This is a genomic window from Legionella anisa, assembly GCF_001467525.1.
GTDB lineage: Bacteria > Pseudomonadota > Gammaproteobacteria > Legionellales > Legionellaceae > Legionella > Legionella anisa.
Genome location: NZ_LNXS01000021.1, coordinates 105,001 through 119,038, shown reverse-complemented (window position 1 = coordinate 119,038; position 14,038 = coordinate 105,001). Strand labels below are relative to the sequence as shown.

Below are 14,038 nucleotides of genomic sequence, written 5' to 3'. Positions count from 1 at the left end.
CAAATCCGAAGCAACTAAATAGCGGTAATTTTCTTCACCTTCATATTTGATGGCTGCGATATAGCGTTTACAACCATGAGCTTTAGTAGGAGCCGAGCTCCATCAAGAGTAACTAACTGGTTTGCAGTACCTCGAATAGCCATTTGTCGACAAGTACCATATGAGTAACGTTTAAAATATTCTGCAATGGTAATAAACTTGCCGCGTGTTTTTATTTTTTGATTATGTCTTACCTGCGAAATAACTTGAACACCCCATTGAGCACAGACTTTGCAGAAGAATTTACTTGAGCCATAAAGAGCATCTGCAAGAATACATTGGATTTTTATTTGAGGAAAAGACTTTGTAAATTCGCATAGTAGATTTAATGCAATTTGTGCCTTAGTTGGATATTTTTCATAGTTAGGGGTCGGCTTTGCCGCTCTTTGGTGTTTCGGTACTCCATTATTCTTTTGGGTGTTGTATGTCTTACGCCAGGAGGACATATCTGGTTGAGGTTCATAAAATCCAAAACCTACTGGGATGGTCACTTTTTCTGTTATCAAAAGTAAAAAAACCAGCTCTTGCCCATTAAAATAGCCGCCAGTACTTTTGTCTTTGGTTTTATGTGTTTTGCTAATCCTCTTGGTATGCTTGCACCGTTTGTTTGCTGTATCATCAATCGCTAAAACTCCATAGGTTATCCCATAACGAGACAGTATCAGTTGGATACTAGATTGGAGTAAAGTTAACCAGCTTATTTTGGCTCGTCTAAACATCTTTGATAGAGCACTGGCCTTGTATCCGCCAATTGTCATTCGTTCTATGCGTTGCCAGCAAACTGAGTTGGTAATCAAAATACCTGTTAAACATAAAGAAAGCCAACTCCTTTGGGTTAACGTGAGCTTTTTTCCATAGTGAGTTTTTAGGGATTCATTGAGCTGCTCAATAAATCCTTGGCATAATGATAACGGCTCTAGACAAAACATCCTGTAACTACTGCTTGATTTTTAAAGGGTTTGAAATCTAGCGCAGTTCTAATTTATGGGCAAGTTCTGTTGAATGTCAACATTAAAAAATGTCGATCATCGAGTGATAAGGTTGTAAATACGATGCATTATCTGAACGGCTCTTTTTAAAAAATAATGAGAGCTCTTCTTCAGTAGGCATGGGCTTTTCTAAATCAAGCCACCCCTGCGCTAAGGATATATCACGTACCTTCCTGCCAGTTGCTCACGAGCCAATCTCCTTATTGAAACCCCCAATCTTAACTGACTAATAAATACTCATACATCTCAAATCTCCGGTTTGACATCCTTTTTCTCTGTTAATTCAATTAACAGAGAAAAATTATGCTCAATTTTAACCAAAGTTTGATAGGTTGGGCGATCCCATTATCTGCTGACAGACTGGTTTTAGCTGATGCTCAGGTGGTCCCATTAGGGCGCTGAATGACAACAATCTGATAATTATCGCCACGACAAGATTATTGCATAATAACTTTCACAGAAATTATTTTACTTCTCTCTGTCTTTAGTCACGCTCGCTCGCCGAAAACTCAGAGAGTTTCTCTGTTTTGCATCCGAAACTTATTTTTATTCGCAATTAATCTAAGCTCAAAATTGTGAGTGATTGCGAGCTAAACTGTTTATGAAAGCGAGCCATTACAGTTAGAGAATGTCTTTTTTGTTTCCTCGCAGAGTCGACAAGTACCTCTACCAATACTTAAATACTCGATACCTAAACTTGCTAGGTACTCACGATTATATATATTTCTGCCATCAAAAATAACTTGATATTTTAACGATTTTTTTATTAGTTGAAAATCAGGGTTTAAAAAATCTTCCCATTCAGTAACAATTACCAGCGCATCCGCACCTATCAAGGCATCTTCTTTGCTCGTGCACAAAATTAAATCGTCTCGATCTCCAAATAAGACTCTCGCTTCAGTTGTGGCAGCGGGATCGTAAGCCCTAACCTTGGCGCCGTGCTGCCATAATTCTTGTAATAAGGTAATGCTGACGGCATCGCGCATATCCGAAGAATTGGGCTTAAATGCCAGCCCCCATACTGCAATCGTTTTATCATACAAATACTCATTAAAATATCGAAACACTTTGTAAAATAAGACATGTTTTTGCCTTTCATTTACTCGTTCAATTGCATTGAGTATTGGAAAAGAATAATGAATTCTTTTCTCAGCTTTTAACAGTGCTTTAATATCTTTGGAAAAACAGGATCCTCCAAAACCACCGCCAGCACTAAGAAAATAAGGATTAATACGTTCATCAGCCCCCATTCCTTCTTTTATACTAGTGATATTTGCACCCATATAGTCAGCAATGTTAGCGATTTCATTAATAAAGCTTATTTTCAGTGCTAGAAAAGTGTTAGAGGCATATTTAACGAGTTCAGCAGAACAGGTGCTCATAGTAATAAACTGCTTATCAGAAGTCATTGTTGCTTTAAATAACTCTTTCATTTTATGAATAATATCAGGATCTTCGGAGCCAATGATAATGCGATTAGGATGCTTAAAATTATGAACAGCGTTCCCTTCCTGTAAGAACTCAGGATTAAAAGCAATTCCCACCTTTATATTCGATTGTCTCTCAGCTAATTCGGCGTCAATAATGGCTTTTACTTTATGAGTGGTGCCTATAGGAATGGTAGATTTCGTGATGACGATACAGTCTTTGTCGATATATTGACCAATATTTTTGCTCGCTGCAAAAACGTAAGATAAATCGGCAGAACCATCCTCAGTAGGAGGTGTACCCACGGTGATAAATTGATAATCCCCATGTTGCACCGCTTTGACGGGATCAGTAGTGAATGAGATACGATTATTGGCTAAATTTTTTTCCAGCAGTTCTTCCAGCCCTGGCTCAAAGAACGACACAATGCCTTCATTGAGTTGTTCAATCTTCTTTTCATCGGTATCTAGACAAATGACTTGATTACCAAGTTCGGCCAATCCGCTTCCTAAAACCAGTCCCACATATCCAATTCCATGAATAGTGATTTTATTCATTCTTAAATTCTCCTACAAGCGTGTCGCCAGTTTTGATAACCTTCCCGAACATCCACATCTAGAAGGTACAATACAGGCAACAAATACAACTCCGGTAGTCCTGACCCGTCCTGGTTCGCTCTTTTTTGCTCCCCCTAGGGGGCTTAGCGCTACCACAATGACTGACGCCTTTTGTATGCCTTATATTTTGCCTACGGCAAAACATCTAGCCCTAAGGCTACCAAGACCAATCTCGCTCGTTCCTCACTTCCTTGGCGAAAGCGAGTGAGGAAATGGATAGCAATGAATAATTAGTTGATACAATAGCAATTATAGTATAAATTTAAATCAATTGAGCATTCAAATTAAAAAGGAAATTACAACTGCATGACAGTTTCTAATTCAGTGCAACACTTTAGGCATGGAGCAAAATCTTATGAAAACAGTAAAAACGGTATTGGTCACCGGTGGTTCTGGTTTTATTGGCACAAACTTGTGTGAGGCACTTCTTGAGAAAGATCAAAAAGTAATCTGTTTAGATAATTTTTTTACTGGATCATTGGAAAATATTGCTCCTCTGCAAGAAAATAAGAATTTTACTGTTATTGAGCATGATATTTGTACACCGATTGATTTAAAAAATATCGATGAAATTTATAATATCGCTTGTCCTGCATCACCCGTCCATTATCAAAAGGATCCGCTTTTTACTATTAAGACCTCAGTTCTTGGCGCTTTCAATTTGTTGGAATTGGCTAGAAAGAATAAAGCGAAAATTTTGCAAACTTCCACATCTGAAGTCTATGGTGATCCAATCATACATCCACAATCAGAATCTTACTGGGGCAATGTGAATCCCATTGGACCTCGCGCTTGCTATGATGAAGGCAAGCGTTGTGCGGAAACTATATTTATCAATTATATTCATCAATATGATCTAGAGGTGAAAATTGCCCGGATTTTCAATACTTATGGTCCCAAAATGCAAGCAAATGATGGACGAGTGGTCAGTAATTTTGTCATTCAAGCATTACAAAATCAAGATCTCAGTGTTTATGGGACAGGCAATCAAACACGCAGTTTTTGCTTTATCAGCGATTTAGTGGATGGATTGATCAAATTAATGGCTACCGATAAAGAGTGTTCTGGACCAATTAACCTTGGGAACCCTAATGAATTTACGATTATGGAATTAGCGAAAATTATTATCGAATTAGTTGGTGGTTCGACTCGTACTGTATTCCGCAGTTTGCCGATTGATGATCCAAAGCAACGGCGACCAGATATTACATTGGCAAAAACTAAGTTGAATTGGCAGCCACAAGTTGATTTACGAGATGGGTTAAAACGTACAATAGAATATTTTGCCAATAAACTTTCTTGACATAATAGAATTCAAGATTAATTTTAATATTGTAATGATTGAGATAATCAACATATTGAAATATAGTAATAATTAAAGAAGATTCGGATGGATCGAAAGAAATTAACAAACTCGCATTGAGACCGTGGTCTGAATGCATAGCCAAACGATAAGAACTTACCATAAGGGTAGATATATTATGCATGGAGCTTTTAAAAAAAAACTCTTTTTTTTTGCACTCTGTTTCGTGTCAAGTGCTATTTTTGCCGACAATGCAAAAGCAATTGCATATAAGTCCTACCTCAAAGGGGTCAATTATGAACAATCCTTGTATGCATTTGAAGCTAGAAATGCATTCCAAAAAGCATTGGCCCTCGATCCTAAAAATCCCGGTTATTTAACCCATGATGCGTGGTTTTTACATTTATTTGGCTTTATGGAGCAAGCCACCGTTGCTTTCCAGAACGCATTAAACCATCCTCAAGGAACTAATATGTATCAGGGCTTAGCTTGGGATGAATTTTATCTGGGAAATCTTGCCGAATCTCAAAGGGATTTCAAACACTTTTACTCTTCTCGCTGGCTAAATAGTAACTATACCAATGCCTTTATTAAAGCGCCCCTGCTCGCCAATAGAGAAAATGAATTAAAAATTTATGAACTAAAACAAAAATTGGCGCGCGATCCAAATAATTTAGCACTACAAAAAGATTTGTTTAATAATTACATATACCATAATGAATATAATCATGCGATCGCACTCGGTAGAACCTTAATAGCCAATAAAAAAACGGATAATTTTACTCGACTAGAATTTGCAAGAACATTGTTTAAGAATAAGCAATATGATCTCGCAGCAGCTCAATATGAGCAACTTATGCAACGATTTCCACACAATGCATTTCTCTCTTATGAATGGGGCAGCAAATTAGTTGAGCTTCGGCAATATGATGCTGCATATAAAATGTTAACCAAATCCCTAGATGATTATCCAAGTCCCGAAGCAAAAGAAGCTTTGGCGAAATTAGAAGCTCAAAAAGGAAATTGCAATACCGCATTTCATTTGCTCTCAGATATATCGGATAAACACAGTACTGGCTATTTATTGGGAATGGGTGATGTTTCTCGCAAATGTGAGCAATACCAACAAGCAAACACTTATTATCAAAAAGTCTTGAAGAAATATCCTTACAATACCGATGCGTTATGGGGTGTGCTATCGACTACGGCTGCCACACATGAATATGATGGCAACCGCATAGCTTTTGACCGTTGGCAAGAAGTATATAATTGGAATCGCTCACTTTTACAGAATCAGCTGGTCAATTACTATCAATCACCCATGTTACCAATCAGTGCGGCTTATTATGATAGTTCAAACACCTTTCGTCGCCAAGATGCAGGCGCAGCTTATGATTTTTATACCGCGTCTAATATCAGGTTAAATATAGCAGATGCTTATTCAGGATTTGCGCAAAATGGATTCAATAGTGTTTCTAGAAATATGGTGCAATTACAAGGGTCAAAACTTTTTACCGAGCATTGGCAGCTCTTTGCGGGAGTTTCTAACAAAACTTATAGCAATGGCTTTAATAATTTTAATGGCAACGTCGCATTGCAATATGCCTGGTCAGAAACTCTGAATGCAACTTTAACGTTCAACCATTCAGACATTATCGACACCGAACCGCCTTTTAGTATACAAATTTACAACTATATTGTAGCTATTGGTGCCGTTGGTTTAAATATACAAACCAATGATTATTATGGTTCAATGTATTATCAGCCGACGCAAAATTTATCTTTATGGGGCAGAGGGGTTTATGGTAAATATTCAGACGGCAATAACAAAACTCAAGCAAGTTTTGAAGCGAACTATAAATTTATAAATATTCCTCAGGTGAGAATAATCTACGACTTCTTTTACCTCAATTATTCCAATCCAGCACCCATATTTACTCAAAACAATAACAGTCAATCAGCTTATTACGACCCGCTAAATTTTCAGGTGCATACTGGAAAATTACGAATAGAACATTTTTTCACATCAAAATTACAGATGGGGATTGAAGATGGAGTATCCTTTTTTCCACAAAATTCCAGTTATGGAAATGCAGTAGCCGGATATATGAATTATAAAATCATCACCCATCTGGGAATGAGATTGGCTGCACAATATTATTATCAAAATAACAGCATTTTTAGAAGAAACTTCAATGGGGGACCTTTTTGGGCAAAGGCTGTAAACCTTTCGTTTATTTATAAAGTATAACTGATGGAGACATTTTTGTATGGAAAAAGGTCACGTATTAGTCACCGGTGGCGCAGGTTTTATTGGATCGCATCTTGTGGACCAGCTTCTTGATCTAGGATATGAAGTTACCATTTTGGATTGTTTAGTGGATCAAGTACATCATGATGAAAAAAAGGATTCCGAAGGATGGCCTCTTTACTTGAGTAAACGTGCCCGACGAATAAAAGGTGATCTTTCCTCAGAAGACCAATTTGAAAAGAATTTAAAAGGAATAACCCATCTTGTTCATTTAGCTGCTTCTGTGGGTGTGGGACAAAGTATGGCTAATATTGTGGATTATACTAAAAACAATACTTTGTCAGCAGCAGTTATGCTTCAAGTTCTTTCAAAGGGAAATCATTCAGTCAAAAAGATTGTCACTGCATCATCCATGTCTGTTTATGGTGAAGGACAATATCGAACAGTCACAGGTCACGCGACATTTGCGCCAAGTCTTCGGAACAATAAACAACTCAAAGAAAAAAAATGGGAACTGTATCATGACGATGAGATCCTAATTCCTACTCCTACCACAGAAGAAAAACCATTAATGCCAGCATCAATTTATGCAATTAATAAACGTGATCACGAAGAGATGTTCTTAGTTGTGGGTAGAGCGCTTAATATTCCTACTGTCGCACTTAGACTTTTTAATACCTATGGTTCACGTCAAGCCTTGAGCAATCCATATACAGGGGTGGCAGCTATCTTTATTTCTCGCTTGCTGAAGGATTTGCCTCCTTTAGTGTTTGAAGATGGTAAACAACAGCGTGATTTTGTGCATGTTAGTGATGTTGCCAATGCATTTGCTTGTGTCTTAGAGAACGAAGCGGAAGTATATGATGTTTTTAATGTGGGAAGCGGTTCTGCTGTGACTATCCAGCAGGTTGCAGAAACGCTTGCAAGCATAATGAATAAAAAAATTGCACCAATAATTTCAAATGAATATAGAATTGGGGATATTCGGCATTGTTTTGCAGATATCAAAAAAATTGAGCGAGTTTATGGTTTTAAACCTCAAAAAAGTCTTTCACAAGGAATGATGGAATTAATCAACTGGGTAAAATAAGCACTAAGACGATTAACAAAACACATCATTTGATTTCTAAATAATTGCAAGGAAATAGTTATGGCAGAACCTTACTTCATTATATTGATGACCTTATATGCTTTTGCGCAAATTATTTATTTGTGTTCTTTTCTTGTGGATTTATATTTATTCACCCGTCCTGTGAATTGGGTGGATACGAAAGAAAGTATCAACCTTCGTGAAGGCGACTTTCCATTTATTATATTGTTTTATCCCGTTTTGAAAGAGCCCGAAGGGACAATGTATACCACCATGAAATCGTTTGAGAAGCTTTATTATCCTAAAGACAGATACCGTATTATTGCAATCCCCAATTCGAATGATTTTGAGACGATAGACAAACTGAGGGATCTAAAAAAAGCATTTGATTTCTTGGAAATCATGGAGATACCTCCTACAGATGATCCTTCTTGGCAAATCGTATGGGACAACTGGAATGCTAATGAAAAAGCCTACTGGTGGCATGTTGGAGCGCACGCGAAGGTCACTAATCTCCCCCCTAAAAAGACACGCCAGCTTATTTATGCTTTTTATCACATGGCCAAAGAGTTTGAAGGAAAAGAGGATTTTCTCGTTAATTATGTTGATGCAGACACGTGCTTACCAATAGATCATTTCATTGACGCTGCAGTTGGCATTCGGCATTACGATGTATTGCAGGCTACAAATATTGCGGGCAATCTTCTTCAAACGTGGCCTGCAAGTTTCCATTCATTAGATCATATGTTTTGGGATGGACTAAAATATCCACATTTATCCGCTAATGGAAAGCACCCTTATTGGGTGTTGGGAAAATCACTCTATTACAAAGCATCTGATCTTCTCAACCTAGGCGGATTTCATCCTTGGATGGCAATAGAGGATCCCGAGGTTGGTATGCGATTCTGGATGAATGGAAAAAAACTTGGAATCATTGAGAAACCTGTTATTGAGGAGGTTCCCCTTACATTCATAGGTGGAATTACTCAACGAAAGAGATGGGTTTGCGGATTTTTTCAGAGTCTAACAGAACCGTTGTCACGTCTTGGTATGACCAGACGTCAAAAAATTCTAGCATGGATGAACTTTCTACCCTGTCTCTTACTTGCGATTAATTTAATTGGTTTGCCTACGGGAATATGGGCCTTATCGACGTGGATTGAACATCGCAACATTTTTCCCATGTGGTTGATTATACTTAGTGTAATAAACATTGCAGGTTTCATTATCCAACAATCATTCCTTTATTACAAAACGTGGAAACGAACGAGCTTAGTTTTGGATAAACTGTCCTCACGAATTACATACATGGTTAGAGTGAATCCAATTTTTACGATTTTTTGGTGGTTTCTTTGGCTTATTCCCATCACAATTGGATTTAGTATGTATCTAGGAGAGGGAGGGCTTGTATGGATTCGTACTACAAAAACTAATGCAAACACCTCTCTGTTTAAGAAAAAAGTAGTAGATTGGTTCAAAAAAAAGAAATGATCAATCGGCATTAATGTAATGAGTGCTAAAATGGCAGCGCCAGTTTCGGCTCTAACAAAAGGATTTGTGTTTTAAATAATTGCTGAATGTGGAGCAAACTTTCTTTATCTACCGCTTCAAAGCGAGCAACCAAGCACGGAGTGGTATTAGAAGCGCGAAGTATGCCCCAACCTGTAGCAAATTCAACGCGTACTCCATCAATAGTAATAATTTGTGCTTGAGGAAACTTTGCTTTCTCACTAAAACGGTGCATAAACACAAATTTTTCCTCATCGGCCATAGCAATTTTTAGCTCAGAAGTACCAACACTATCAGGAATTAATTTAAATTGATCACTGATTGTTAGATTAGATGAGGTTATAATTTCCAGCAAACGACAGGCACTGTAGAGTGCATCATCAAATCCATACCAGCGATTCTTAAAAAACAAATGCCCACTCATTTCGCCGGCCAAAATAGCCCCTTCTTTTTTCATCACATCCTTCACTATAGAGTGTCCAGTAGGACACATTTTAGCTATTCCTCCTGCATCTTTAATCACTGCGGCCAAATTATTGGAGCACTTAACATCAAAAACTATAATGCCACCAGGACAACTGGTTAAGAGTTCACGAGCATAAAGCATCATCAAGCGATCGGGATGTATCGTCTCGCCTGTGTTAGTCACTAAACCAAGTCTGTCAGCATCTCCATCAAAAGCAAAACCAAGGTCGGCCTTTTGCGCAACAACTTCATTTTTTAAATCAACTAAATTGGCTTCTATTGTTGGATCAGGATGATGATTTGGAAAACGACCGTCTACGTCACAATAAAGCGGTATGACTTCACAACCTAATTTTTCAAGCACTTGCGGGGCAACTAGTCCTGCTGTGCCATTTCCACAGTCCACAATAATTTTCAATGAACGCTTTATTTGCATGTCACTTACAATACGTTTTGTATACTCTTCCATGATATCTAGTTCTATTTCTTTACCACATCCATTAACTCGCTTACCTTCAGCAATCATAGTATATAAAATACGGATATCTTCTTGCATTAAAGTCTTACCAGCCAATACTATTTTGATGCCGTTATAGTTAATTGGATTATGACTTCCAGTAACCATTACACCAGAGTCAATACCTTGAGTATGGGTTGCAAAATACATCATTGGTGTGGTGGTCAAGCCTAAATCAAAAGCATCAATGCCACTATCAAGTAATCCTTGTTTTAAAGCTAAAGCTAAAACAGGACTAGTTAAGCGACTATCGCGAGCAAGTACAATTTTTTGACGTTGTAATTTACTTAAATAGTAACCTAAACCCAAACCAATACTATAAAATGAGTTCTCATATAATTCTTTACCTATTATCCCTCTAATATCATATGCTTTAAAAACAGTGCGGGGAACTTGTATTTGTCGATACGTTTTTTTCTGGGTCGATTTGATAGATTTGTCCTGATTCATCTTTTTTTACTCCCAGTTTAAGCTTTTTAGTGATATTCCATTTTATATTGCTATTTGTCTAAGTGCTTTTTTCGCGCTTTCAACGCCTGGTTGATCGAATGGATTAATGTTCCATATAACACCCTTTGTGAAAATTTTATGTTTATAAGTTTTTTTACAAGACCTCATCTTTTGATAAGCGAGACATATAAATTACCTCTGTGAAGCTTTTACAAAGTCTAAAAGCCAATGATTAAATTTTTTTCCTTCAACAGGATGTGCTCTACCCAAATCAACATTAGCTTTTAGAAATCCCAATACATTACCACAATCATAGTGCCTACCTTGATACAAATAAGCTAAAACGGTTTCCTGGTTGAGTAGCGCAGAAATTGCGTCCGTAAGCTGAATTTCTGTGTGCTCATTTTTGGGAATTAATCTGATTTTTTCAAAAATTGCAGGAGTCAGAATATAACGACCAACAATGGCAATATTTGAAGGCGCTGCATCAGGCTGTGGCTTTTCTACCAAATGTTTAATGTTAATGAGACGTTCTTTTTCTAGTTCGCCTTGAATAATTCCATATTGGCTGGTTAGTGCTCTTGGTACCTCATGGACAGCTAGAATGCTATTGCCATATTCCAGGTAAAGTTCTGCTATTTGTTTTAAAATAGGTTTTTCATTAAGCATCAGGTCATCTGCAAGAAGAACAGCAAAAGCCTCATTACCTACAACGGGTTGGGCACATAAAATAGCATGGCCTAAGCCTAATGGTTTAGGTTGACGAATATAATAGCACTCCATATCCATAGGTCTAACCGACTGAACGATTGATAAGAGCTCATTTTTATTACTTAAAATTAATTCATGCTCTAATTGATAAGCCATATCAAAATGATCTTCAATAGATCTCTTGTTGTGGCAGGTTACAAAAATCATTTGGCGTATGCCACTAGCGTAAGCTTCTTCAACAGCATATTGAATTAAGGGTTTATTAACAATAGGTAACATTTCTTTAGGAGAGGCTTTTGTAGCTGGTAAAAATCGTGACCCTAAACCAGCAACGGGAAATACAGCTTTACGTATTGGGGCTAATTTTGAATACATGGGCACTTTACTCCCTGTAGCGATATTGACTCAAAACATATTTTATATAATTTTGGTTAATATGGACCATATTATTATAATATAGACCAATTTTTAACTTACTTAATCGCTCAATAAATGATCATAATTGCCATATTCAATCAACTAGTTAAGATCATGTTATTTGGAAAATCAGCACGCACATGTGTCAAATAAATAGTTAAATCAGAAAAAAATATAGATCAACAAACAAAGGACACTCATTTCAAATTGTGTCAGATTATTAATGAAGCACTATAAAAGCGAAATGATATCGAAATCTTGCTATCTAAGGAAGTTGATTAGATACTAGGATATTAATGTATTTGCGGGGCCTTTCAAATCTTTGAGCGACTCTAGAAAAAGACTGCCCGCCCGGTTGGGATTTCCCTCGTGAAGCATCCCGTGCCCTAGCTGTTGGTCGGATCTCCAGGCCCAAGCCACATAACCTATCCCCCACTCGTTAAGAATGGAGAGAGTGTTCTTAAACCATTCCAATTCATGTTCTTGATCTTCTTCTCCATTGGAAAGATAAGCTCCGATTTCTGTCACAAGAATCGGCTTTCTGTCTGTTTTTAAGACCTTTGGAAAAAGGGCCCATTGGAGGGCCTGGAGGATGTCCTCTCGTTCCCATAGATTGACAATGGAGCTCACTCCTCGGTGGGCTAGTCCCGACAATCCTCCTCCGGAATTTCGGTACAGGTGAGCCCCATAGATTAAATTGTTATCTTTCAAGGGATGTTTTTCAATCCATTCCAAGGTGGATGCAGGATGGGATGGTGGCGGGTAGTCTAGATTGACCCAACAATCATAATTCCATTGAACGATCACTGGATTGCTCGTCCGGTGGCGGAGGACGGGAAGAACCTCTTCGACGAATTTGAACCATTCCTCCTCTGCTTGGCTATCCCCATGCGGTTCGTTGTATAACTCAAAAAGAACATTGGGATAACCACCCAATTGCTCCGCCACCGAATCCCAAAGAGAAATAAATTCAGAGCGATCTCGAACAACTTCGGGAAATCTTCCCCAAGGGGCCCACGGAAGGGACTCCTGGCCTGATTGGCGCCCTTGAACATTTTTCAGTGCAAAAAAATCAAAGATTACATAGAGATCTCTGTCTCTGGCCCACTTCACAGTGTCCTGGATCATTTGACGGTATGACTCCTGGTAGGTTACCTCCCGATAAGGATCTTTGTAAGTAACAGGATTGTTCTTCCACCAATCCACCACCGTGTGAAGGCGGACCACATTGAACCCAAGCTTTTGGTAGGAATCCAAGATTTCCTTCACTACTTCTGGATTCCAATGGCCCATACCTGAATAGAGGGGCCAACCCGGAGGATCCCAAGCCCCATCAGGCACATCAAGAAAACCATGATGGTTAATCCCCTGCAAAATGATAGTCTGTCCGTTGGAATCCCTTAAGAGAGAACCATCCACATGCAATGGAAGCGTTTGAGCGAAGGAGAGTCCTAGGAAAAAGAGGAATGAAAATCCAATTAAGCTCCGAAGAATTGGTTGGCTCCTGTAAGAAAGAGTGAAAGTCCCCAAAAAAAATAATTTCATTTTCTCATCACCAGCAACGAGCCAACTATCCCAAAATTCACCAAATAAAAATATCGTAACGCAGATCACTCCTTCAGAAGTGATCTGGATTTTTTTTATTTTAACATGAGGATAAAGACACAGGAAGAAGAAGCATATGCCTCAACCACCTGGGATGCAGCCTGAGTGTTCGGAAATCGTGTGTGACTAAAGACAGAGCTGTTGTTTAGCCTATAGCCTCAATCGGACATTTCGCAGCAACGAGCTGTAAAAAATTGAATTATTCCAGCCCCCAATTATCGTATTGAAATTTTGAGAAATAGATCACAAGAATATCAGAGAAAGATCAGAGCCAATAAAGAAACAATCCTATACTCTTTCCTCCAAATCAAGTATTTGGAGAGCCTGTATGTTTCATCAAGAAAGCGTGAGTTCCCAACAATTAGGCTCTTTAGGTCTTATTGCGGCGACGATTAGAGAATTAGGGCTAATAGAACGCATAGATGCCCGCCTTGAATTAGATCTAAAGAAAGGAGGGATAGTAAGTTACGGATGCCGAGTAGGCGCGATGATTTTGAATGGATTAGGGTTTATGAATAGTCGGTTGTATATGACTCCCCATTATTTTCAAGATAAGCCTGTTGCTCAATTGCTAGGTGCAGAAGTAGAGCCAGAGCAACTCAATGACGATTGTCTTGGGAGATGCTTAGATAAGATTGCAGAATATG

Annotated in this window: 10 protein-coding genes and 1 pseudogene; 5 read left to right on the top strand and 6 right to left on the bottom strand. The window is 38.2% G+C overall.

The genetic code is table 11. The features are described from left to right. Positions 1-14: 14 nt before the first annotated feature. A complete protein-coding gene (locus tag Lani_RS07130) occupies positions 15-968 on the bottom strand; it encodes a transposase (protein WP_051045707.1) in 954 nt (317 codons plus the stop codon). Positions 969-1,627: 659 nt separating this feature from the next. Further along, complete coding sequence (locus Lani_RS07125) at positions 1,628-3,013, bottom strand: UDP-glucose dehydrogenase family protein (RefSeq protein WP_019233912.1); 1,386 nt, start codon at positions 3,011-3,013, stop codon at positions 1,628-1,630. A gap of 415 nt (positions 3,014-3,428) precedes the next feature. Here Lani_RS07125 and Lani_RS07120 point away from each other — a divergent pair, with 415 nt between their 5' ends. From Lani_RS07120 to Lani_RS07105, 4 genes are all read left to right on the top strand, one after another. Continuing rightward, positions 3,429-4,376, top strand: coding sequence for a UDP-glucuronic acid decarboxylase family protein (locus Lani_RS07120; RefSeq protein WP_019233913.1), 948 nt, complete (start codon positions 3,429-3,431; stop codon positions 4,374-4,376). Between the two features lie 178 nt (positions 4,377-4,554). After that, complete coding sequence (locus Lani_RS07115) at positions 4,555-6,627, top strand: tetratricopeptide repeat protein (RefSeq protein ID WP_058388487.1); 2,073 nt, start codon at positions 4,555-4,557, stop codon at positions 6,625-6,627. Positions 6,628-6,646: 19 nt separating this feature from the next. Continuing rightward, on the top strand, positions 6,647-7,717 hold the full coding sequence (locus tag Lani_RS07110) for an NAD-dependent epimerase/dehydratase family protein (RefSeq protein ID WP_019233915.1): 1,071 nt from the start codon (positions 6,647-6,649) through the stop codon (positions 7,715-7,717). Between the two features lie 60 nt (positions 7,718-7,777). Continuing rightward, positions 7,778-9,208 (top strand): glycosyltransferase family 2 protein, encoded by a 1,431-nt coding sequence (locus tag Lani_RS07105; protein ID WP_019233916.1) that lies wholly within the window; start codon positions 7,778-7,780, stop codon positions 9,206-9,208. Positions 9,209-9,233: 25 nt separating this feature from the next. On the opposite strand, the gene Lani_RS07100 is transcribed toward Lani_RS07105, so the two are convergent. The 4 genes and pseudogenes from Lani_RS07100 to Lani_RS07090 form a co-directional block, all read right to left on the bottom strand. Next, positions 9,234-10,658: a phosphomannomutase/phosphoglucomutase gene (locus Lani_RS07100; RefSeq protein WP_019233917.1), complete on the bottom strand. Its 1,425-nt coding sequence runs from the start codon at positions 10,656-10,658 to the stop codon at positions 9,234-9,236. Positions 10,659-10,700: 42 nt separating this feature from the next. Further along, positions 10,701-10,805, bottom strand: a pseudogene (locus tag Lani_RS20165) (hypothetical protein); the annotation flags it as partial. Between the two features lie 45 nt (positions 10,806-10,850). Further along, positions 10,851-11,744: a UTP--glucose-1-phosphate uridylyltransferase GalU gene (gene galU / locus Lani_RS07095; RefSeq protein ID WP_019233918.1), complete on the bottom strand. Its 894-nt coding sequence runs from the start codon at positions 11,742-11,744 to the stop codon at positions 10,851-10,853. A gap of 327 nt (positions 11,745-12,071) precedes the next feature. After that, complete coding sequence (locus tag Lani_RS07090) at positions 12,072-13,331, bottom strand: glycoside hydrolase family 5 protein (RefSeq protein ID WP_040522700.1); 1,260 nt, start codon at positions 13,329-13,331, stop codon at positions 12,072-12,074. A gap of 388 nt (positions 13,332-13,719) precedes the next feature. Between Lani_RS07090 and Lani_RS07085 the strand changes: the two genes are divergently transcribed. Next, a partial coding sequence (locus Lani_RS07085) for a DUF4277 domain-containing protein (RefSeq protein ID WP_193393258.1) occupies positions 13,720-14,038 on the top strand: 319 nt, incomplete at its 3' end.

What these genes read in the sequence shown, in the direction of transcription:
- Lani_RS07130 (WP_051045707.1), bottom strand. Translation starts at nt 968, where the DNA reads ATGTTTTGTCTAGAGCCGTTATCATTATGCCAAGGATTTATTGAGCAG.
- Lani_RS07125 (WP_019233912.1), bottom strand. Translation starts at nt 3,013, where the DNA reads ATGAATAAAATCACTATTCATGGAATTGGATATGTGGGACTGGTTTTA.
- Lani_RS07110 (WP_019233915.1), top strand. Translation starts at nt 6,647, where the DNA reads ATGGAAAAAGGTCACGTATTAGTCACCGGTGGCGCAGGTTTTATTGGA.
- galU (WP_019233918.1), bottom strand. Translation starts at nt 11,744, where the DNA reads ATGTATTCAAAATTAGCCCCAATACGTAAAGCTGTATTTCCCGTTGCT.
- Lani_RS07120 (WP_019233913.1), top strand. Translation starts at nt 3,429, where the DNA reads ATGAAAACAGTAAAAACGGTATTGGTCACCGGTGGTTCTGGTTTTATT.
- Lani_RS07100 (WP_019233917.1), bottom strand. Translation starts at nt 10,658, where the DNA reads ATGAATCAGGACAAATCTATCAAATCGACCCAGAAAAAAACGTATCGA.
- Lani_RS07105 (WP_019233916.1), top strand. Translation starts at nt 7,778, where the DNA reads ATGGCAGAACCTTACTTCATTATATTGATGACCTTATATGCTTTTGCG.
- Lani_RS07115 (WP_058388487.1), top strand. Translation starts at nt 4,555, where the DNA reads ATGCATGGAGCTTTTAAAAAAAAACTCTTTTTTTTTGCACTCTGTTTC.
- Lani_RS07090 (WP_040522700.1), bottom strand. Translation starts at nt 13,331, where the DNA reads ATGAAATTATTTTTTTTGGGGACTTTCACTCTTTCTTACAGGAGCCAA.